Origin of the sequence: Tardiphaga sp. 841_E9_N1_2, assembly GCF_051811065.1 — a bacterium.
In the GTDB taxonomy this organism is placed as follows: Bacteria; Pseudomonadota; Alphaproteobacteria; order Rhizobiales; family Xanthobacteraceae; genus Tardiphaga; species Tardiphaga robiniae.
This window is the reverse complement of the sequence record NZ_JBPWQC010000001.1, coordinates 5964188-5984353: the sequence shown is the minus strand read 5'-3', so window position 1 is coordinate 5984353 and position 20166 is coordinate 5964188. Positions and strand designations below refer to the sequence as shown.

Here is a 20166-nt window from a genome sequence, read left to right as displayed (position 1 = left end):
CTTGATCCAAGCGGCGCAATGACGCCGCGGCATCTGGAGGACACCACGTGACCAAGCAGATTCGCCTCAACGCATTCGCCATGAACTGCGTGGCGCACCAGTCGCCCGGCCTGTGGACGCATCCCGACGATCGCTCCAGCGATTATAATCGCCTGCCCTACTGGCTCGATCTGGCCAAAACTCTGGAACGCGGTCGTTTCGACGGCCTCTTCCTTGCAGATGTGCTCGGGGTCTACGACGTGTTCGGCGGCAATCCGGACGCGGCATTGCGCAATGCCGCGCAGGTGCCGGTCAACGACCCGCTGCTGCTGGTGTCGGCGATGGCTGCCGTCACCGAGAATCTCGGTTTCGGCGTGACCTGTACGCTGTCCTACGAGCCGCCCTATCCATTCGCGCGCCGGATGTCGACCCTCGATCACCTCACCGATGGCCGCATCGGCTGGAACATCGTCACCGGCTATCTCGACAGCGCCGCCAAGGGCATGGGCAAGGCCAGCCAGAACGCCCATGACGACCGATACAACGTCGCCGAAGAATATATGGAGGTCGTCTACAAGCTGTGGGAAGGCAGCTGGGAAGACGACGCCGTGCAGCGCGACAAGGCGCGCGGCATCTTCACCGAGCCGTCGCGTGTTCACCGCGTCCAGCATTATGGCGAGAACTACACACTCGACGCCATCCATCTCTCCGAGCCGTCACCGCAGCGAACGCCGGTGCTCTATCAGGCCGGAACGTCGCTGCGCGGAAAACTGTTCGCCGCGCAACATGCCGAATGCGTGTTCATGTCCGGTCCGTCTGCAAAGGTGATCGCGCCGCGCGTCGCTGCGATCCGCGCGCTTACGGCAGAGACCGGGCGCGATCCGTCGGAAATCCTGATGTTCAGCATGATGACGGTGATCCTCGGGCGCACCGAGGAGGAAGCCGCCGCGAAACATGCGGAGTATCGTCGCTACATCAACCATGAGGGCGCCCTGACGCTGATGTCCGGCTGGACCGGCGTCGATTTCTCGACCTATGACCTCGACCAGAAGGTGGAGCACGTCCACAACGAGGCCGGCCGCACGGCGATGGACAATATCACCCGCGCCGATCCCGATCGCACCTGGACGGTGCGCGAGGTGGCCGAGCATGTCGGCATCGGCGGCATCGGGCCAATCGTGGTCGGAACGCCCGAACAGGTGGCTGACGCCATCGAGGACTGGGTCGCGCAGACCGACGTCGATGGTTTGAACCTCGCCTTCGCGATCTCGCCGGGCAGCTTCGAGGACATCGTCGATCTGCTGGTTCCGGAACTGACCCGGCGCGGCATCTACAAGAGTGCCTATGCGCCCGGCACGCTTCGCGAAAAACTGTTCGGTGCCGGTCGCGCACGGCTGCAGGCGCCGCATCCAGCCTCCTCGTTCCGCCCCGCGCTGCCAGCCGCTATCGCCGCGGAGTAACGGCCGAACGACTCGACGTCGGCCTCCGGCTCGGGCTGGCATCAAAGCAGCAGAGGGATCGACGCATGCGGGACGCTCTGATCATTCCGGGCCTTCACGGCTCGCCGGACGGCCACTGGCAGACCCTGTTGCAGAGCCATACGCCGTTTGCGCGCCGCGTCGAGCAGGACGACTGGGACGCGCCTGTGCTCGATCGCTGGGTGGAGCGACTTCTGTCGAGCGCAGATGCCAATCCCGGCGCGATCGCAGTCGCCCACAGTCTCGGCTGTATCCTCATTGCTCATGCAGCGCTGCGGGTGCCGGACATCAAAATCGGCGGCGCACTTCTGGTCGCACCGGCCGATGTGGAAACGAACACCGACGCATTCCCGCAATTACGCAACTTTGCACCGATGCCGACGACATCCCTGCCGTTTCCGAGCATCGTCGTCGCCAGCAGCAACGATCCCTTCATGTCGCTACAGCGGGCGCGCATGCTGGCCAGGAGCTGGGGCTCGGACTTCGTCAATATGGGCGATGCCGGCCACATCAATATCGCGTCGGGCTATGGCGCGTGGCCGGCGGCGCACCATCTGGTCGATGCGCTGACAGCGAAAGCCGAGTCGGCACAGCACCCGCCACGGCCACTCCGAAACCGGACGACCGGCAAACGGGTGCCGGCATCGTAGAGTGTTTCAACCGTCTTATCGTCCCGTTCAAACCGATCGTGCCGTCGAAAGGCCAGCCGTCGCCGCATTGGCAGACGAACGCACGAAGGCACTCTCGATCGCGGGGATCGATGACAACAAGGCCCTGGTGTAGTCATCGGCCGGGTTGGAAAATACCTGATCGACCGGTCCGGATTCGACGATCCGCCCGCGGTGAAACACCAGCACGCGATCCGCGATATGCTGGACGACGCCCAGATCGTGAGAAATGAAAAGCAGCGCCGTGCCGAGGCGCGCCTGCAACTCGCTCAGCAGGTCCAGCACCTGCGCCTGGATCGAAACATCCAGCGCCGACACTGGCTCGTCGCACACGATGATGTCCGGCTCCGCCGCCAGTGCACGTGCAATGGAGACACGCTGCCGCTGGCCGCCCGACAGCGACCGCGGATAACGACCGAGATGACCGGCGTTCAGACCGACCTGATCGAGCAGCGCGACGATGCGGTCGCGCTTTTCGCGCGCATCACCGGTCAGGTTTTCGGCAATCACATCGGCGACCCGGTAGCGCGGATCGAAACTGCTGAGCGCATCCTGCGGGATATATTGCAGCCTTGCGCGCAGCGCGCGCCGCTCGGCCTCCGCCACCCCGGACCACGGCTGCCCGAGCAGGCGCACCTCGCCCTCGTCCGGCGCAAGCAGACCGAGCACGATCTTGGCGCATGTCGACTTGCCAGATCCGGACTCGCCGACAATGCCAACGACCTCGCCGGCCTTTACAGCAAAGCTGACCTGGTCCAATGCCGGAAGAGACGGTTCGCGGCCCGCGGTCCGCCGCTGGACATAACGTTTAGAAATGCCCTCAACCTGGAGCACCAAAGCTTCATCCGACGGCTTTCGGACCGGAAGGCGCTCGCGGACGATGACAGAGCCGACGGCGCCGTCCCCTTCGACGCTTGCAACATCAAATCGGGCAGACGCGAGCAGATGTCCTTTTGAATCAGCGGATGGGATCGCAGCAAGAAGCTGGCGCGTATAGGGATGGCGCGGACGGCGCAAGACATCCGCCGTGGCTCCGCTGTCCACGATGCGGCCGTCGCGCATCACGATCACTCGATCGGCGATTCCGGCCACGACAGCGAGATCATGGCTGATCAGCAGCAGTCCGGCGCCTTCCCGCACGCGCTCGGCCAATACGGCGAGCACCTGCGCCTGGACGGTGACGTCCAGCGATGTGGTTGGTTCGTCTGCGATAATGAGATCCGGGTCGGCCGCAATGGCCGACGCAATCAATGCGCGCTGGCGCAAACCGCCGGAGAGCTGATGCGCATATTGTGTAGCTCGATGTTCGGGATCGGGAATGCCGACCTTGCGGAGCACATCGGTGACGCGTGCGGCAACTGTGTGTCGCCCACGTAACGTCCGATGCGCGGAGAGCACCTCGCCGACTTCCTGGCCGATGGTGCGTAGCGGATCCAGCGACACCAACGCGTCCTGCATGACAAGGCCGGTGACCGTGCCACGCAGCTTGCGCCAGTCGGCTTCGCGAAACTGCAACGCATTGCGGCCCTTGATCAGGAAGCGATCAGCGTCGACCTCGGCCCCGTCACCAGACAGATTCAGCAGACTGCGTGCCGTAATGCTCTTGCCCGATCCGGATTCGCCGACCAGCGCCACGCATTCGCCGCGGCGGATCGTCAGGTCGAAGTTGCGGACGATCGGCGTGCCGCCATTGGCGCCGGCAAAACCGATCGAGAGTCCCTCAATGTCGATCAGCAGATCATCGGGTTGTGGAATGACCAGATATGGTTTGTCCGTCATGCCAGCCGTCCTTCGAACCGTTTCTGGATGGCATTGCCGACCAGCGTGAAGGCGATCACCGTCAGTGTGATGGCGAGGCCGGGAAACACGCCGGGCCACCACGCCACGCGCAGCACATCGCGGCTCTCCGCCAGCATCACGCCCCATTCCGGCGTCGGAGGCTGCGGGCCGAGGCCGAGAAAGCTGAGGCCCGACACCGCGAGGATCGTATTGCCGATATAGACCGTCGCGATTACCGGCACCGCGACCAAGACATTCGGCAGCACATGGCGGATGAAGATCTGCCAGCGGCCGAGGCCGTAGACGACCGCATGCGTCACGTAATCGGCATCGCGCACCAATTGCGTTTGGGCACGGATCACCCGGCCGAATTTCGGAATGCCGGCAATTCCCACGGCAATGGCGATGTTGAGCATACCCTGCCCCAGAAACGTGACCACCAGCATCGCCAGCAGCACGCCGGGGAATGACGACAGCACGTCGAACACGCGCGACGTCGCCTCGTCGAGGAAGCGGTTGCGCTGTCCGGCGAGAATGCCAAGCACGATGCCGAAGGCCAGGCTGATCGCCATACCGCCGAGCCCGATCAACAGCGAATAGCGCGTGCCGTGGATGGTCCGCGCGAAGACGTCGCGGCCGAGCCGGTCGGTGCCGAACAGATGCTCCCAGCTCGGCGGCTTCAGCCCCAGAGCGTAATCGCCGATCAGCGGATCGAACTGAGTGAAGGCGCGTGGGAATGCCGCGGCCAGAAGCAGCACGAACAGAAACGCCAGAGAGATCGCAAGGCCCGGTGACAGCAATCGCGGCGCGATCACGGCCGCCGTCGTCACCGGTTCCACCGCACCGGGCGGGTTAACCTGCGGGTCAAGCGCGATGGACAGGTCCGCGAGCGGACGGGTTTGCACGTTCATTGCGCCCTCAGTCTCGGATCGATCAGCAAATACAGGATGTCGAGCAGGGTCGACGCGGCGACATGGATGAAAGCGGCCAGCAGCACCACGGCCAGCACCACCGGCACGTCATGGGTCAGCACGGCGCCGAGCGTCACGGTGCCGAGACCAGGACGCCCGAAGACTTTCTCCGTGATCACAGCGCCGCCGAGCAGTCCGCCGATCAGCCAGCCGCCGAGCGTCACCGCCGGCAGCAAGGCATGCCGCAGCACATGGCGTGCGCGGATCACGAGCTCGCCGACGCCGCGCGAACGCACCGTGGTGACGAAGGGCTGATCGAGCGTCTTCTCCATCGCCTCACGCAGCACCTGCGCGAGGAGGCCGGCCGTCGGCAATGCCAGTGTCAGCGACGGCAGCACGATCGACTGCCAGCCACTGGCACCGGACACCGGAAACCAGCGCAGCGTGAAGGAAAACGCCATCAGCAGCAGGATGCCAAGCCAGAACACCGGCGTGGATGCGAATACCAATTCCAGAAAGGATGCGATCTGGCGCGAGATGCGCCCACGGCCGGCCGTCAACAGCGCCAGCGCGACTGCGATCACGATGGCCAGAAGTCCGCCGAGCAGCGCAAGCTGCACGGTCGGCATCAGTTGCGATCCCACGACCTCGGTGACGGGCTGACGCAGCACATAGGACGTGCCGAAATCGCCCTGCAGGATGCGCCAAAGAAAATCCAGGTACTGCGCGGGCAGACTGCGATCGAGCCCCCACTCCGCCGCAATCGCCTCGCGCAGCCCTGGATATTCCAGATCGCCCGCCAGGATATCCTGGATGCGCCCCGGCAAAGCGTGCAGCGCGAGGAAGGACGCCGTCACACTTGCCCAGGCCACCACGAGGCTGGTGAGCAATCTGGAAATGATACGAGACCACATGATCTCGTCTACTTCGCCAGCCAGAAGTCATAGGCGCTCGACGGCGAGTCCAGACCCGCCTCGAAGCTCAGCCCGTTGACATTGTTCTTCGCCGCCAGGAACCAGCTCGGAGCGAACATCGGCACGATGAAGGCCTGATCGACGCCGAGCTTCTGGATTTCATCGGTGAGGGCACGCTTCTTCGCCACGTCGGTCGAGCGCAGCGCTTCATCGATCAGACCCGTGATCTGAGGATCCGGATTGGCGATGTTGGAATACAGAAACCCTTTGGAGCCGAGCATGTCCCACAACTCCCGCGCCGGATCCGATGGATTGTCGGTGTTCGGATAGATCGTCCAGTTGCCGTTGGCGTTGTTCTTGGCATATTCGCCAGCGGTGATGATGCGCAGGTTGAGATCGAAGCCGATATTCTTGCGCAACGCGGCCTGGATGCCCTGGATCAGCACTTCGCGGTTGTCGCGGACGTAAGGCTGCGGATAGCCGACGTCGATCTTCAGGCGCACGCCGTTCTTGGTGCGGAAGCCTTCAGAATCGCGGCCGGTCCAGCCGGCTTCGTCGAGCAGCTTGTTGGCGCCCGCAATATTGTTGCCCCATGTACCAACCAGCGCCTTGTTATAGGCTGGGTTGGCCGGCCCGATGATGGACCATGCACGCGGCACGGTGCCGAGATAGACCTGCTTGACCAGCGGCTCGAGATCGAAGCCGTCTCGCAGCGCGCGCCGGACCCGCACGTCATCCGCAGGCGGAATGGTGTAGTTGATGTTAAACGTGAATGACGTGCTGGCGCCGGACGGGCCGGTCAGCAACTTGAACTCGGCCTGATCCGCAAACAGCGCCACGTCGGTCGGCTGCACGCCTTCGATCAGATCGACCTGTCCCGACGTCAGCGCACCGGCCCGCACTGCAGCCTCCGGCAAAAAGCGCAAGGTCACGCGATCGAGATAGGCCGGCCCGCTATGCGCCGCATACCCCGGCCCCCACTTGTAATCCTTGTTGCGCACGAACACCGCCGACTGGCCGCGGCTGTAGCGCTCGAATACGAACGGCCCGCTGCCCGCCAGCAGCGGCCCGCCGCCGCACAGGTCACCCTTGGCGAGAGCCTTTGGCGAGATGATGCCCAGCTTGACGTTGGACGTGGACTCCAGGAACGTCGAATCCGGCTGCGTCAGGATGAGTTTGACGACATAGGGCGACACGACTTCGGCACGATCGAAATATTGCAGCAGCGCGACCGCATTGGCGGCGTTTTCCGGCTTCTTGACGAAATCGTAATTCGCCTTCACCGCCGCCGCGTCGAACTTCTCGCCGTCGTGGAAGACGACGTCCTCGCGCAGCTTGTACGTATATTCCTTGCCGTCCGGCGAGATCGACCACTCAGTCGCCAGCCATGGCGCGAAGGTGCCGTCGGTCTTCTTGCCAACCAGCGAGTCGATATAGTTGCGCGCCACGAAAAATGCAGCCTGCTGCGAGGCGCGATGCGGATCGAAGCAGCTCGGTTCGGTCGCAACGCCCCATGTGATGGCACCGCCGGAAACCGGCTTGCCTTCCTGCGCCTGCGCAAGCTGTCCGCCCAGCATGACCGACGCGATGACGATCGCAGTGCGTGGCGAAATACTAATCTTCCTCATTGGGGACCGTCCGTTGGTGTTTTTCACTACCAACCGCAGCAGCAACGTCTCGCATTTTCTGAAGTGATCGATGGCATGGAATTGCCACTTCATCTGAGCGCTGCAACGCGGTAGCAATTTGTAGCGCGATCTAAATCTGCAATCCGCGCAAAGACAATGCACTTCACGCGATCTCACCGTCGCGACACCAAGTTTGAAAGATCATTCGCGATGCGATGCGATCAGTGGGCGAATGTCATACGTGCGAGCCCGAAGACAACTGGATCGCTCTCCGCCTCGCCCATCAGGAATGCTCCATGAGTGAACGCAAACTGCATCTCAACGTGAACCTGCTCCATTCCGGGGTTTATGCATCGGCATGGCGGCTGCCGGACAGCGATCCCGGCGCGTTCTACGATGTGCAGCATTATGTGAATGTCGCGAAGATCGCTGAGCGCGGAAAATTCGACGCGATCTTTCTCGCCGACACGCCGGCCATCACCGACCGCATCGACCTGCGGCCGTTTCAATCCATGGAGCCGACCATCGTTCTGGCAAGCGTGGCTGCGGCGACCACGCATATCGGCCTGATCGCCACTGCATCCACGACCTATAACGAGCCATATAACATCGCACGGCGCTTCGCGACGCTCGACCATGCAAGTGGCGGACGCGTCGGCTGGAATGCAGTGACCACGGCGGATGCGTCTGCGAGCCGCAATTTCGGCCTGTCGAACGTGCTCGAACACGGCTTGCGCTATGAGCGCGCGAAGGAATTCGCCGAAGTCGTGCACGCGCTATGGGACAGTTGGGAAGACGATGCCTTTGTCGGCGACAAGGCGACTGCGCGTTTCGTCGATACGTCGAAGGTCCACGCCATCGATCATCGCGGCACGCATTACACCGTGGCTGGCGCCCTGACCGTGCCGCGCTCGCCGCAGGGACGGCCGATCACCGTGCAGGCCGGCGGATCCAGCGACGGCCGCGACCTCGCCGCGGCGCAGGCCGATGCGGTGTTCACGCTGTCGCAATCGATCGAGGATGGCGTCGCCTATGCGCGTGATCTGCGGGCGCGGGCCGTTGCCTATGGCCGACCGTCGGATTCCATCGTGATCCTGCCGGGCCTCGCGACCATCATCGGCAGCACCGAGGCCGAGGCGCACCGACGGCAGGATGAGTTGTGGGACCTGGTGCCGATCCAGTACAGCCTGTCGCGCCTGGCGGGAACACTGCATGTCTCGCCCGATATCCTCGAACTCGACAAGCCACTACCGGACATCCCACTGCCGGCCAATGCCAACCAGACGATGTTCAAGGGCACCGTCGCCATGGCCCGCAAGGATAATCTGACGGTGCGGCAACTGCTCAAGGCGCTGGGCGGCGGGGTCGGCCATCGCATCATCGTCGGAACGCCCGAGGCGATCGCCGACGATATCGAGGCCTGGTTCAGGGCCGGTGCCGCCGATGGCTTCAACCTGATGCCTGACGTCTTGCCGACCGGTCTGGCCGTGTTCGTCGACGAGGTCGTCCCGCTGCTGCAGAAGCGCGGCATCTTCCGCCGCGACTACGAGGGGACCACGCTGCGCGATCACTTCGGACTCGAACGTCCGCCCAGCCGCTACGCGAAGCGCCCCACAGCGGCCGTCACGGCGTGATAGCACCATAGGTGACTGCTCCCGCCGCGATCGGCGGGAGCAGTCATGGTCGCGCTCACCTGCCCTATGGCGCGTGGAACACCAGCGCGCGCAGCTCGATGCTCTCGCGCGGCGGCGCATCCGCAGGCGCGGTCGGATCGGCGAAGGCCGTGTGCGGAGCGAAACGTGCGACGCCGTCTTTGGTCGAATCGTAGCACTTCAGCAGCAATATCTCGTCGGGCGTCATATCCGGTACGTAGTACCAGCGATGCTGCGGATTGAATTTTACCGCGTAGGTTTCACCGACCCGGTGCTGATAGACCAGATCCGATCCCACCAACTCGTCAAAGCGAACGGTCCGCGCATCGGCGACGGCCAGCGGTGAATCCTTCAACGGGCCACGGATCGGACGCCACAGATTGATGATCTGCACGCGCCCCTTGAGCAATTCTTCCGCATCCTCCGGGAGTAGATCGCGGACACGTTGCGGACCCGATTTGTCGGTGTGATCGACATGCACCCGGGCGACTGGCTGGCGCGGGCCTTCGCCGCGGTCATTGACGCCATCGACGCGCTTGCGCACGGTACGATCGAAGATGAAGACGCGGCTCGCGCCGGTGATGTCTTTGAGCAGCTTCTCGGCTTCGGGATAGTAGACGCCCTTGACGTTCTCGTCGTCGTAGAAGTCGGAGACCGCGCTGTGCTGGTGCGCCACCGCAAAGCCGTGTTCATCGAGCGACCACTGATCGATGCTCGGTCGCGCATCATGGATCGCAACCGCATGCGGCTCCGGCTCCGCAGTGGAACGCGGCTCGCCGGCCGGAGGATCGAATGTGTAGGTACGAGGGCGGCCATTGATCGGTGCCAGGTAGTTCAGATCCGCGGTGACGAATGCACCGGCCGTGATCTTCTCGTTGAGCAGTCCCATGATGGTTCTCCCGATTGATATGGGCTCATCACACATTTCATGCGGCCCATTTGGTTCAATCTGATCCCGGAGACCCACCGCGCCAATGGGGCGTTTCAAATAAGAACGTCATTTCCCGTCAGCGTGAAAACGGATGATGTGATTTCAGCATCGGTATCGATTGAAGATGTTTAATGTTGTGATCACGATCATCGTGAACAACGTTCGGCGTCGGCGTTCCCACGCAAGCAGGACATCGCTTGCATCCGCAAGCATTTACGCCTCATGACCGATGCTCCGAAAGAAGGATTGGAAGCCGTTCGGCCCAACTTTGGAATTCCCAAGCGCGCTGTGTGGAGCGTTAATGGGCGCCTTCAGGAGTCGAATTGATGCCACATCCGCCACTTCTCGCCGTTGCCATCGCAGGCGCTCTCGCGCTCGCGACGGTCGTCGAGACCTATCACGCTGCCCATCAGCCCAAGCCTGACATGTTCCGGAATGCTGCAGCCACAGTGACGCCAGCCCAGCAACTCGATCGCGCCCTGCAGGCGCTCCGCCTCGATACAGTCAGAGACAACGCATCGGCCATGTAGACAGGAGAAGGGACCAAGGCATGTATCTCGGAAAGATGATCGCTTTGGTACTGGGACACGCGACGTTCCTCAGCCTTTTCGTGTGGTGGTTTCACTAAACGGAGATCACGCCTTCCGGCAGCACTGCCTCGCGGTGTCAACTCAACCGCGCGAGGCCTTCGGTAAAGCTGCCTCCCTCTCCACCCGCGGAAAGATTTGTTCGGCGAAACGCTGCATCTCGCTCTCCAATGGCTGGAATTGCAGCATGAACAACTCGATGCCGGCGACGTGGAATTCGCGAATGCGCGCGGCCACCGTATCGTAGCTTCCCACTAGACCCGCAGCGGTCCCGCCATTGGTGCCGACCCGCGGTGACTTCTGCATCGTCTGCATCATCACGACCCTGGGATCGGTATTGGCACGCTGAATGGCCTTCATCGGCGCATCCTGCGCGGCCAATGCCAGCAGACGTTGATGCGCTCGCTCGGCTTCTGCGTCCGTCTCACGCGCGATCACGAAGGCAGACAGGCCGAAACGGAGCGGTGCGCCGGCCCGCGGTCGTGCCGCCACATTGGCGATCAGCGCTGCCACATCGGCCAGCGGCTGGCCGTTGATGAACCAGACATCGCCATGCGCTGCCACCAGATCGCGCGCCGGCTCGGACTCGCCGCCGACATAGATCGCAGGCCGCGCGCGGTACAGGTCCTTCGGCCGCAGCGCGTAGTCTCGGATGTCGAAATTTTCGCCGTTGTGCGTCAGCCGTTCCCCGCTCGTCAGTTGCGCGACGATCGAGATCCATTCCTTGCCATAGGCATAGCGATCGTCATGCTCGGCAAAGCCGATACCGGCCTTCTCCAGCTCGGGCTTGTTCCAGGCATTGACCAGATTGAGCGCAAAGCGGCCGCGGCTGATATTCTCGATCTGCAGTGCCATCTTGGCGAGTACGACCGGATGGAACAGATAGGGCTTGATCGCCGCAATGATCTCGATCCGGCTGGTCAGCGCAGCCAGCGCCGCTGCCGAGCTCCAGGTCTCGAGTTGGTCGAGATCTTCCTGATGCGGATTGATGGTGTGCTGCGCAATCAGAGTCGAATCGTAACCTAGTGCCTCGGCCTGCAAGACCAGCGCCTTGTTGCGCTCCCACGATGCATCATACGGCTCTTCAGGATCATGATGCGACGCCCGTGGCCCATGCACCGGTGCCCAGACGCCAAATCGAAGAGGATTCGTGCTCATTGTCTGCCTCATATTCACGTCGCTCTCGCTATAAGACGACCCGCACACGACAATGCAAGCACCGCCATGCACTCATGACATCGGCGGCAAAATAGCGCGGATCGAACGAGAAACTTCTTCTTCGCATGACGCATAGCACCACAAGAAAATTCCACTGCGCTTCGGGCCGATCAAATTTTAAGGCAACACGCAGCTTCATTTTCCAAAAACAAGCACTGCAAAAGATCGTTCACCTCTCAATCGCGTCGCTCGGATATCAAACTGATCTAATATCGCATGGAGAATGGTTTCGCCGAAGAAACCGAAGACGCTGCGCTTTTTGTTGCTCTATCATCTCCGCTGAATTTCAGAACTGCAGCAATGGATGGCAGGGTGAGCAACGTCGACTACGTCATTCAACAGGAGTATCGCGCGCCCGCAACGCCGACACCCGCGCGCAACGCTTCCGCCATTGCCAAACCCGGCCTGAAGCCAAATCTGATCGTCCTGTCCTGGATCGCGCCAGTCGTCCTCATGGTTGTATGGGAAGCGCTGGCGCAGGCCGGTTGGCTGTCGCCGCAAGTGCTTCCTGCACCTTCGAAGGTGCTGCGCACGGCGTGGAAGCTGACTTTGTCGGGCTCGCTGCTGAACGATCTCGGCGTCAGCCTGCTGCGTGCGGCCGCGGGCTTTGCAATCGGCGGCAGCATCGGCTTCATCCTCGGCACGCTTGTGGGCTTCTCGCGCATCGCGGAAGCATTGATCGATCGCAGCGTGCAGATGATCCGCGCGATCCCGTTCCTCGCCCTCGTGCCGCTCGTCATCGTCTGGTTCGGCGTCGGTGAGGGACAGAAGATCTTTCTGGTCTCGCTCGGCGTCGCCTTTCCGATCTATATCAACGCCACGCTCGGCATTCGCCAGATTGATCCGAAGCTGATCGAGCTCGGCCGCGTTCAGGGCCTGTCCACGCTGCAATTGATCCGGCGCATCATCCTGCCCGGCGCGCTGCCGTCGATCCTCACCGGTGTCCGCTATTCGCTGGCAACGGCATGGCTGGCGCTTGTGGTGGCCGAGACCGTCGGCGCGCAATCAGGCCTCGGGTTCCTGGCCATGGACGCCCGTGAATTCCTGCGCACAGACGTGATCGTGCTGACCATCGTGATCTACGCGCTGATCGGCGTTGCCGCCGACTCCATCGCCCGGCTGCTCGAACGCAAATTGCTCGCCTGGCATCCGAACTACGGCAAGGGCGCACGATCATGAGCCCGACATCCGTGACATCTAGCGAAACCGCCGTAACCGTGAGCGGCCTGACGCGCGCCTATGGCCCGCGGGTGGTGATCGACAGGCTGGATCTCCGCATCGGGCGCGGTGAATTCGTCGCACTTCTCGGTGAGAGCGGCTGCGGTAAGACGACGTTGCTGCGCGCCCTCGCCGGCCTCGACCCGATCCAGGGCGGACATATCGATGCGCCTGGGCGACCTGCCGTGGTGTTTCAGGAACATCGCCTGCTGCCCTGGGATACGCTCTGGCAGAATGTCTCGCTCGGTCTTCCCGGCGCGGATCCACGCAAGCGCGCCGCCGCTGCTCTGGTTGAGGTCGGACTCGGCGACCGGCTGGACGACTGGCCGCGTAATCTGTCTGGCGGACAGGCGCAGCGCGTCGCCCTCGCCCGCGCGCTGGTGCAGGAGCCCCGGTTGCTATTGCTCGACGAGCCCTTCGCAGCACTGGACGCGCTGACGCGAATTCGCATGCATGTGCTGGTCAAGGAGCTGGTCGCCCGCCACCAGCCTGGCGTTCTTCTCGTTACACATGACGTCGATGAGGCGATTGCTCTGGCCGACCGAATTCTGGTGATGCGCAACGGCGTGATCGCCTCCGAGCACCGCGCCGACACTCATGGCGGGCCGGCTGCATCCCGCGATCAACTGCTTCGCGAACTCGGCGTCGCCACCAATCTCCAGGTCGCCTAATTCCACCTCACAGGAAGTTTTCTCATGTCAAATCCGTTCTTCACATCGTCACGCCGGGATTTTCTCAGTCTCGCGATGGCTGGTGTCAGCGCCTATGCCGGCATTCATCTCGCGAGCCATGACGACGCCATCGCGCAAGGCACCGGGCGAAAGACCGACAAGGTCCGTCTCACCTGGGGCTATCACGGCCTCACGCTGATCGCGAAGGAACGCGGCGAGTTCGAGAAGGCACTCGCCCAGCATGACATCAAGGTGGAATGGCTCGGCCCATTCCCGAACCACGCGCCGACCTTGCAGGCAGTGACCGGTGACAGTGCTGATTTTGGCTTTGGCGGTAGCACCACGCCCGCGCTGGCGGCCATCATCGCCGGCTCGCCGCTCGTCTTTACCCAATTTGTGCTCTACGAGCCGCGCACGACGGCGATCATCGCCAAGGATGATTCCGGCATCAACAAGGTCGAGGACCTTGTCGGCAAGTCGGTCGCGGTCAACCGCTCCGGGCTTGGCGAATTCCTGCTCATCGCAGCGCTCGAGAAGCACAAGGTTGATCGCTCCAAGGTGAAATTCGTCTATCTCAACCCGCCGGACGCAGCGCCGGCACTCGCATCCGGCAAGGTGGATGCCTGGTCGATGTGGTCGCCGGGCGTCGACATCGCGCGGCTGGACTACAAGGCTCACGACGTCTTCCTTGAGGGACGCGACCTGCCGTTCCAGATCGACTTCTCCTCTTACGTGACGGCGCGCAAATTCGCGAAGGACAATCCGGCCATCCTGCGGGCGCTCAACGCGGCCTACGAGAAGGAAGCGCAGTGGGTCAACAAGAACACCACCGACGCCGAGCATCTCATCCAGAAGGTCGCGAAATATGACGACCGGATTCGAGACCAGTTCATCGAGCGCAAACGCAACTACACGCTCATCCCCGTGTCGGACAAGAAATTCGTCGGAGAACTGCAAACCGCAGCGAACTGGCTGACCGAGCGAAAGGTCCTGCCCGAATCCGTCACCGTCTCGGATCATCTGGCCAGTCTTTAAGTTTTTATCGCCGCTCGATCCTCCCACCGGAATCGCCGAGAAGGAATCCCATGAACAAGCCCACACCACATCACGCGTTCGACGTGTCGCAGCCGATCCGGATCGGCTCGTCCGATCTGCAACAATTGTTTGATCACATCGCGCAGGGCGAGGCAGAGCGCGAGCACGACCGTGTTCTGCCTTACGACATCATCGCGCTGATCCGCCGATCGCGGATCGGCGCGCTCCGCATTCCCAAAGCCGACGGCGGCGGCGGCAGTACCGTACGAGAATTGCTCACTACGGTCATCAGGCTGGCGGAAGCCGATGCCAATGTCGCGCATATCCTGCGCAATCACTATAGCGTGGTCGAGCGCCTGCTGGCCTCGCCGCCAAGCACGCAGAATCGCAAGTGGCGCGACGACGTCGCGGCCGGCGCCATCATTGGCCTTGCCACCACCGAGCTGGGCAGCTCGCAGGTGGGAGACATCGCTCCCGCCACCACCGTCACGCCGGATGGCGACGGCTACCGCCTGAACGGCACCAAATATTACAGCACCGGCACGCTCTATGCGGACTACGTGCTGGTGCGCGTCGCGGACGGCAATGAAGCACTCGCGACCACGATCATTCCGGTCAAGCGCGAGGGCATCGAGCTGGTCGATGACTGGGATGGTTCGGGCCAGCGCCTGACCGGAAGCGGAACCACGCATTTCCGCAACGTCCGGGTGGAAGCGGCAGAACTGATCTTCGATCAGCCCAATATCGGTTATGGGGCCGCCTATCAGAACACGTTCGCGCAACTCTACCTGACGGCCATCAATGCCGGCATCGCCGCAGCCATCCTGCGTGACGCCAGCGACCTGGTCAGGCGGCGCGCGCGCAGTTTCTATTACGCGCCCACGCTTCGCCCACGCGAGGACCCCATCCTGCAACAGACTGTCGGCCAGATCGCAAGCAACGCGTTCGCGGCAGAAGCGACCGTGCTGGCCGCGGCCGATGCGCTTGACGTATCGAGCAAGGCCCCTGATCGGGAAGATACCAAGCCGGCGCTGGATGCCGCCCTCGCATCGTCCAAGGCCAAGATCGTCGTCGACGAACTGGCCATCCGCAGTGGCAGCCTGTTGTTCGATGCCGGCGGCGCATCCGCGACCAAGAAGTCCGACAACCTCGACCGTCACTGGCGCAATGCGCGGACGCTGTCGTCGCACAACCCGGTGACCTACAAGGCACAGGCGATCGGCGCCTATGAGATCAACGGCACGCCGCTGCCGGCCAAGGGCTTCTTCTAGGTCATCCGGAAGGCTGCGCCGTCGTAGCGAGCGCGATACATTCACTTCATTCCCAACCTGGATACATCATGAAAGCTGCATCTCGATTTCTCATTCTCTCCCTTTCAGCGCTTGCACTGTCATTACCCGCCTTGCAGGCCAACGCCGCCGACAAGCCGCTCAAGGTCGGCGTTTCGGCAGGGCCCTATGGTGACATTCTTCGCGAGGCCGCGCGGCTTTCCGAGAAAGAGGGATTGAAGGCGGAGATCATCGAGTTCAGCGACTGGAACCAGCCCAATGCAGCGCTGCAGGCAGGCGACATCGACCTCAACAACTTCCAGCACCGCTTCTATCTCGCCAATCAATCGAAGGCGCGCGGTTACAAGCTCTCCGCCCTCGATGAATCGATCCTGGTGCCGGCCGGCGTCTTCTCCAAGAAATACACCAAGGCCTCCGACATTCCCGACGGGGCCAAGATCGCCATCCCCAACGATCCGACCAATGCAGCGCGCGCATTGTTGCTGTTTCAGACCGCTGGACTGCTCAAGTTGAAGACCGATGCTGGCCTCTCGGCGAGCATTCTCGATGTGACTGAAAATCCGAAGAAGCTGCAGATCGTTGAAATCGACGCGGCCCAGTTGCCGCGGTCTCTCGATGACGTGGCTGCCGCCTTTGTGTCGTCCAACTACGCCTATCTCGCCGGCCTGGACCTCAACAAGGCGCTTGCGGCCGAGACCAGCGTTGTCGAAGCCAAGCCATACTATACCCTCGTCTTCGCCGTGCGTGACGATCGCAAGGACGATTCGCAGATCAAGAAATTCATCTCGATCTATCGTTCGCAGCCGGTGAAGGATTTCATCCGCACCAAGTTCAACGGCTCGATCCTCGCCGCCTGGTAATCCCAACGGTAGGGCAGCTCGCCGATCCCTGACGCGATATGGCATGGCCCGACCACGGGCCGCGCCTGTCGCGACAGCGGCAGCGGGCCGGCTATCCAACCATCATCGCGGGCTGATCTTGCTGCGCACCGATGCCTGCGTCACGAAACTGTTGGGCGGTACGTCTTCGGTCAACCAGACATTGCCGCCGATGGTGGAGCCGCTTCCGACCACGATGCGTCCCAGAATGGTCGCGCCCGCATAGATGATGACATCGTCCTCGATGATCGGATGGCGCGCATTGCCCTTGATGGCCTTGCCCTCGTGATCGGTGGGGAAGTGCCGGGCTCCAAGCGTTACCGCCTGATAGATTCGGACGCGATCGCCGACGATGGCAGTTTCGCCGATCACGACGCCGGTGCCATGGTCGATGAAGATGCTGGCGCCAAGACGCGCGCCCGGGTGAATGTCGATTCCCGTTGCGCTATGCGCCAGCTCGGCGATCAGCCGCGCCACCATCGTCGCCCCGAGATTGTAGAGCAGGTGCGCGACGCGGTGATGGATGATTGCCACCATGCCGGGATAGCCAATCAGGATTTCGGGAAAGCTCGTCGCAGCAGGATCTCCCACGAAGGCGGCCCTGAGATCGCTGACCAGCCTGCCTCGGATCTCCGGCAGCCGGGCGGCGAAGTCGCGCGTCAACGCAACAGCATCCTCGAAATGTCGCTCGGTCGGTGCGCCGTCGGAAACGAAAGTCTGCCCGCGGTAGACTTGCTCAAGCAAGCCATCCAGCGCAGCGCCCAGTTTGCCTTCGACAAATGCGTCGATGCTTTCGGTGCCGAAATCGGAACGGCCGTAATGCCGGGGGAACAACGCCTCGGTGAGGCTCTTGAGCACCTCCGCGAGGGCCTCGCGCGACGGCGCCCGTCTGCTCGGCCCACGCTGCCAGATATTATGGGCAACGTCGCGGGACTCGCGCAGCCCGGCAACGATCGTACCCAGGTCCCAAAGTGGCGCCGGACCGTCCCGATCTGTGTCTTGTTTGACGTCCTCGGCAACCCTCGACATCGCGGCTCCCCTGTTGCGATCTCATGCAGCTGCAACTGTGACTCATGAGCCGAGGACAAGGAATTCCAAAAGTGCAGCATTTTCGATACGTCCATGCTTCCTTCTCACGCACCGACCTCACGTCACGTGCCCTTCGCTTCCGACACGATCGCGGTCGGGCACTGAACCAGCGTGCGCGCAGCTCCCAAGCCTGTGCAAGCTGCACGGCGGAACGATTTTACCGTGATCGGATGGCTGCTGCCGTCGCCAAACGGCCGTTCATTCGCCGCACATGCCTGCGCGCAGCATCGTCGTCATTGCGGCGCCGATAAATTTAGATGGCCATTTCATTGACGAACGAACGCCGACGTCGGATATTCCTCACACAGATTATGCACTTCGGAATGCCTGCAATGACCGCATATGAGACAACAGTAGTGAGCCAGTTGCGCAAGCGCGTAACCCGCCGCTGCGTGTCCGCGGCCACCGGCGCGTGTTGTTGATTCCAGCGTAACGGCTCACACCGAACATCCCATCACTCACCGATAGGATCGCTGCCTCGGCGGCGAACAGAACGCGCATGTCCAATGCCTATGTCATCGAAGTCTTCAATCGTACTGCCGGAATCGTCGTCGCCGAAGAGCGCGGATTTCGTTTCTTTTCATCCGAGCCTGCCTTCGACACGCTCGAAGGCGACCATTTCGGATCGGCCCGTGCAGCGGAACGCGCGGCGAAGGCACTCATGGACCAGCGAAGTCACAAAGCTAGCCAGTACCGTATCGTCACGGCTCGCTGAGTTCGAGACTGTCCTCGCTCGACCAGAATGACAATCAGCGTCGAACGAACAAAATTGCCCGGCGCAGACGGCATGGAGAATATTACTCCACGCCGGAACGCACCGGCGTGCTGATCATCATTATTTCTGGCACGCGCTTGCGTAGACCGGATTTATCGCCTTGTTATCTGCAAATGTCGCGTTGGAGAAAGATGATGCGTGAACTATCCGCGGAAGCCCGGTTGCATAACCGTGCGCGCGCGTCGTCGGACCGCACAGCGGTGCGCCTGCACACGGCTGCCGTTTACGGCGCATTTGCGCTAATCGCAGCCATCGTGTTCGGCGCGACATCGGTGCGCCCATTTTGATAACGGCACGGGACGGTGAGTCGCACGCAAAAATGCGATCCCATCGTCAGAGGACATCATGAGCGATCGTTCGGAGTTTCTTTGGTACATCCCGAATGACGTGAAGGCAGGTCACCGCGGCGATGTCGTCGATCCAAACCACAACAGCGTCGAGACGCTTGCCGATCAGGCGCAAGCGCTGGAACGTCATGGGTGGCAAGGCGCGCTGATCGGAACCGGCTGGGGAAGGCCGGACACATTCACCGTCGCGTCAGTGCTGGCGGCCCGAACGACGCGTTTCGAGCCGCTGATAGCAATCCGTCCCGGCTATTGGCAGCCGGCGCATTTTGCATCTGCCGCAGCCACACTGGATCAATTGAGCGGTGGCCGGGTTCGCATCAATATCGTCTCCGGCAAGGACAATCTGGCGGCTTATGGGGATGACGAAGCCGACTCGTCGCAGCGATATGCGCGGACCAAGGAGTTCATGCGCATCGTCCGGCGGCTGTGGACCGAAGAAAACGTCACCTATTCCGGCGCACATTTTTGCGTTTCAGACTCGACCGCGGCGCCGCGCATACTCCAGCGCGGCAATCGCCGACATCCGAAGCTGTATTTCGGCGGGGCGTCGGACGCGGCCGAGCACGTCGCCGCAACTGAAGCCGATGTCCAGCTGTTCTGGGGCGAACCGCTTGGCGACGTCAAACAGCGCATCGAACGGCTCAAGAGCTTAAGTCAGCGCCTTGATCGGGATCTCCCGCCCCTTGAGTTTGGACTCAGGATCACGACGCTTGTCCGGGAGAGCTCCGCCGAAGCCTGGGCTGCGGCGGAAGCCAAGGTTGCCGACATGGCGCAGAAAGCAGGCGCGGGCTGGAACGACCACGGCCCTGCAGTCGCCATCGGCCAACGACGACTGCTCGACCTGCAGGCCCGCGGCGACGTCCTTGACGACAATCTCTATACGGCACCAGGAAAATTCGGCGCAGCCGGCGCCGGCACCACCTGGCTGGTCGGTTCGGCATCCGAAGTGGCCAGTTCGCTGCAGAAATACCGCGATCTTGGAATCAAGTATTTCATCCTGTCCGACACGCCCTATCTGGCGGAGATCGAACGGCAAGGCAAAATACTCCTGCCCTTGCTTCGAGATTGATTTGCACGGCACCATCCGTCCTGATCCGGATTGGCACCATCATTCTCTGT

The 20166-nt window shown here is 62.2% G+C and carries 19 protein-coding genes; 12 read left to right on the top strand and 7 right to left on the bottom strand.

Annotated features, from left to right (window positions below; translation table 11 throughout):
• Nucleotides 1-47: 47 nt before the first annotated feature.
• Entirely contained in the window at nucleotides 48-1439 is a 1392-nt protein-coding gene (locus tag AB8A50_RS28750) for an LLM class flavin-dependent oxidoreductase (protein WP_439079734.1), read from the top strand.
• Between the two features lie 65 nt (nucleotides 1440-1504).
• The gene (locus AB8A50_RS28745; protein ID WP_439079733.1) at nucleotides 1505-2107 is read left to right on the top strand and encodes an RBBP9/YdeN family alpha/beta hydrolase; all 603 of its coding nucleotides are present in this window, start codon (nucleotides 1505-1507) and stop codon (nucleotides 2105-2107) included.
• A 27-nt stretch (nucleotides 2108-2134) separates the two neighbouring features.
• On the opposite strand, the gene AB8A50_RS28740 is transcribed toward AB8A50_RS28745, so the two are convergent.
• Genes AB8A50_RS28740 through AB8A50_RS28725 form a run of 4 tightly spaced genes read right to left on the bottom strand, consistent with a single transcriptional unit; the run spans nucleotide 2135 to nucleotide 7357 of the window.
• Entirely contained in the window at nucleotides 2135-3904 is a 1770-nt protein-coding gene (locus AB8A50_RS28740; protein ID WP_439079732.1) for a dipeptide ABC transporter ATP-binding protein, read from the bottom strand.
• Nucleotides 3901-4815 (bottom strand): ABC transporter permease, encoded by a 915-nt coding sequence (locus AB8A50_RS28735; protein WP_120288766.1) that lies wholly within the window; start codon nucleotides 4813-4815, stop codon nucleotides 3901-3903. Before AB8A50_RS28735 ends, AB8A50_RS28740 begins: the two co-directional genes overlap by 4 nt.
• Nucleotides 4812-5729, bottom strand: a complete 918-nt coding sequence (locus AB8A50_RS28730) for an ABC transporter permease (RefSeq protein WP_439079731.1) — start codon at nucleotides 5727-5729, stop codon at nucleotides 4812-4814. Before AB8A50_RS28730 ends, AB8A50_RS28735 begins: the two co-directional genes overlap by 4 nt.
• Before the next feature lie 8 nt (nucleotides 5730-5737).
• Nucleotides 5738-7357, bottom strand: a complete 1620-nt coding sequence (locus AB8A50_RS28725) for an ABC transporter substrate-binding protein (protein ID WP_439079730.1) — start codon at nucleotides 7355-7357, stop codon at nucleotides 5738-5740.
• Nucleotides 7358-7653: 296 nt separating this feature from the next.
• Between AB8A50_RS28725 and AB8A50_RS28720 the strand changes: the two genes are divergently transcribed.
• Nucleotides 7654-8991: an LLM class flavin-dependent oxidoreductase gene (locus AB8A50_RS28720; protein ID WP_439079729.1), complete on the top strand. Its 1338-nt coding sequence runs from the start codon at nucleotides 7654-7656 to the stop codon at nucleotides 8989-8991.
• Nucleotides 8992-9055: 64 nt separating this feature from the next.
• On the opposite strand, the gene AB8A50_RS28715 is transcribed toward AB8A50_RS28720, so the two are convergent.
• A complete protein-coding gene (locus tag AB8A50_RS28715; RefSeq protein ID WP_439079728.1) occupies nucleotides 9056-9898 on the bottom strand; it encodes a CmcJ/NvfI family oxidoreductase in 843 nt (280 codons plus the stop codon).
• Between the two features lie 368 nt (nucleotides 9899-10266).
• Between AB8A50_RS28715 and AB8A50_RS28710 the strand changes: the two genes are divergently transcribed.
• Nucleotides 10267-10470 (top strand): hypothetical protein, encoded by a 204-nt coding sequence (locus AB8A50_RS28710; protein ID WP_439079727.1) that lies wholly within the window; start codon nucleotides 10267-10269, stop codon nucleotides 10468-10470.
• A gap of 141 nt (nucleotides 10471-10611) precedes the next feature.
• Here AB8A50_RS28710 and AB8A50_RS28705 read toward each other — a convergent pair whose 3' ends face one another.
• Nucleotides 10612-11685: an LLM class flavin-dependent oxidoreductase gene (locus AB8A50_RS28705; RefSeq protein WP_439079726.1), complete on the bottom strand. Its 1074-nt coding sequence runs from the start codon at nucleotides 11683-11685 to the stop codon at nucleotides 10612-10614.
• Nucleotides 11686-12198: 513 nt separating this feature from the next.
• Here AB8A50_RS28705 and AB8A50_RS28700 point away from each other — a divergent pair.
• The 5 genes from AB8A50_RS28700 to AB8A50_RS28680 all read left to right on the top strand — a co-directional run bounded on the left by AB8A50_RS28700 (nucleotide 12199) and on the right by AB8A50_RS28680 (nucleotide 16818).
• The gene (locus tag AB8A50_RS28700) at nucleotides 12199-12924 is read left to right on the top strand and encodes an ABC transporter permease subunit (RefSeq protein ID WP_439080052.1); all 726 of its coding nucleotides are present in this window, start codon (nucleotides 12199-12201) and stop codon (nucleotides 12922-12924) included.
• Entirely contained in the window at nucleotides 12921-13634 is a 714-nt protein-coding gene (locus tag AB8A50_RS28695) for an ABC transporter ATP-binding protein (RefSeq protein ID WP_093759204.1), read from the top strand. Before AB8A50_RS28700 ends, AB8A50_RS28695 begins: the two co-directional genes overlap by 4 nt.
• 24 nt (nucleotides 13635-13658) lie before the next feature.
• Nucleotides 13659-14669, top strand: coding sequence for an NrtA/SsuA/CpmA family ABC transporter substrate-binding protein (locus AB8A50_RS28690; protein ID WP_439079725.1), 1011 nt, complete (start codon nucleotides 13659-13661; stop codon nucleotides 14667-14669).
• Nucleotides 14670-14719: 50 nt separating this feature from the next.
• Entirely contained in the window at nucleotides 14720-15940 is a 1221-nt protein-coding gene (locus AB8A50_RS28685; protein ID WP_439079724.1) for an acyl-CoA dehydrogenase, read from the top strand.
• A 68-nt stretch (nucleotides 15941-16008) separates the two neighbouring features.
• Entirely contained in the window at nucleotides 16009-16818 is an 810-nt protein-coding gene (locus AB8A50_RS28680; protein WP_439079723.1) for a MetQ/NlpA family ABC transporter substrate-binding protein, read from the top strand.
• Between the two features lie 102 nt (nucleotides 16819-16920).
• Here AB8A50_RS28680 and epsC read toward each other — a convergent pair whose 3' ends face one another.
• The gene (epsC, locus tag AB8A50_RS28675; protein WP_439079722.1) at nucleotides 16921-17865 is read right to left on the bottom strand and encodes a serine O-acetyltransferase EpsC; all 945 of its coding nucleotides are present in this window, start codon (nucleotides 17863-17865) and stop codon (nucleotides 16921-16923) included.
• Between the two features lie 559 nt (nucleotides 17866-18424).
• Here epsC and AB8A50_RS28670 point away from each other — a divergent pair.
• From AB8A50_RS28670 to AB8A50_RS28660, 3 genes are all read left to right on the top strand, one after another.
• Nucleotides 18425-18640: a hypothetical protein gene (locus AB8A50_RS28670; RefSeq protein ID WP_120288756.1), complete on the top strand. Its 216-nt coding sequence runs from the start codon at nucleotides 18425-18427 to the stop codon at nucleotides 18638-18640.
• 194 nt (nucleotides 18641-18834) lie between these two features.
• Nucleotides 18835-18987: a hypothetical protein gene (locus AB8A50_RS28665; protein WP_439079721.1), complete on the top strand. Its 153-nt coding sequence runs from the start codon at nucleotides 18835-18837 to the stop codon at nucleotides 18985-18987.
• 58 nt (nucleotides 18988-19045) lie between these two features.
• Nucleotides 19046-20116, top strand: a complete 1071-nt coding sequence (locus AB8A50_RS28660) for an LLM class flavin-dependent oxidoreductase (RefSeq protein ID WP_439079720.1) — start codon at nucleotides 19046-19048, stop codon at nucleotides 20114-20116.
• Nucleotides 20117-20166 lie beyond the last annotated feature (50 nt).

Coding starts and splice junctions, on each gene's coding strand:
- AB8A50_RS28705 (WP_439079726.1), bottom strand. CDS start 11,685: ATGAGCACGAATCCTCTTCGATTTGGCGTCTGGGCACCGGTGCATGGG.
- AB8A50_RS28715 (WP_439079728.1), bottom strand. CDS start 9,898: ATGGGACTGCTCAACGAGAAGATCACGGCCGGTGCATTCGTCACCGCG.
- AB8A50_RS28685 (WP_439079724.1), top strand. CDS start 14,720: ATGAACAAGCCCACACCACATCACGCGTTCGACGTGTCGCAGCCGATC.
- AB8A50_RS28690 (WP_439079725.1), top strand. CDS start 13,659: ATGTCAAATCCGTTCTTCACATCGTCACGCCGGGATTTTCTCAGTCTC.
- AB8A50_RS28720 (WP_439079729.1), top strand. CDS start 7,654: ATGAGTGAACGCAAACTGCATCTCAACGTGAACCTGCTCCATTCCGGG.
- AB8A50_RS28710 (WP_439079727.1), top strand. CDS start 10,267: ATGCCACATCCGCCACTTCTCGCCGTTGCCATCGCAGGCGCTCTCGCG.
- AB8A50_RS28740 (WP_439079732.1), bottom strand. CDS start 3,904: ATGACGGACAAACCATATCTGGTCATTCCACAACCCGATGATCTGCTG.
- AB8A50_RS28725 (WP_439079730.1), bottom strand. CDS start 7,357: ATGAGGAAGATTAGTATTTCGCCACGCACTGCGATCGTCATCGCGTCG.
- AB8A50_RS28695 (WP_093759204.1), top strand. CDS start 12,921: ATGAGCCCGACATCCGTGACATCTAGCGAAACCGCCGTAACCGTGAGC.
- AB8A50_RS28680 (WP_439079723.1), top strand. CDS start 16,009: ATGAAAGCTGCATCTCGATTTCTCATTCTCTCCCTTTCAGCGCTTGCA.
- AB8A50_RS28745 (WP_439079733.1), top strand. CDS start 1,505: ATGCGGGACGCTCTGATCATTCCGGGCCTTCACGGCTCGCCGGACGGC.
- AB8A50_RS28660 (WP_439079720.1), top strand. CDS start 19,046: ATGAGCGATCGTTCGGAGTTTCTTTGGTACATCCCGAATGACGTGAAG.
- AB8A50_RS28700 (WP_439080052.1), top strand. CDS start 12,199: ATGGTTGTATGGGAAGCGCTGGCGCAGGCCGGTTGGCTGTCGCCGCAA.
- AB8A50_RS28670 (WP_120288756.1), top strand. CDS start 18,425: ATGTCCAATGCCTATGTCATCGAAGTCTTCAATCGTACTGCCGGAATC.
- AB8A50_RS28735 (WP_120288766.1), bottom strand. CDS start 4,815: ATGAACGTGCAAACCCGTCCGCTCGCGGACCTGTCCATCGCGCTTGAC.
- epsC (WP_439079722.1), bottom strand. CDS start 17,865: ATGTCGAGGGTTGCCGAGGACGTCAAACAAGACACAGATCGGGACGGT.
- AB8A50_RS28730 (WP_439079731.1), bottom strand. CDS start 5,729: ATGTGGTCTCGTATCATTTCCAGATTGCTCACCAGCCTCGTGGTGGCC.
- AB8A50_RS28665 (WP_439079721.1), top strand. CDS start 18,835: ATGCGTGAACTATCCGCGGAAGCCCGGTTGCATAACCGTGCGCGCGCG.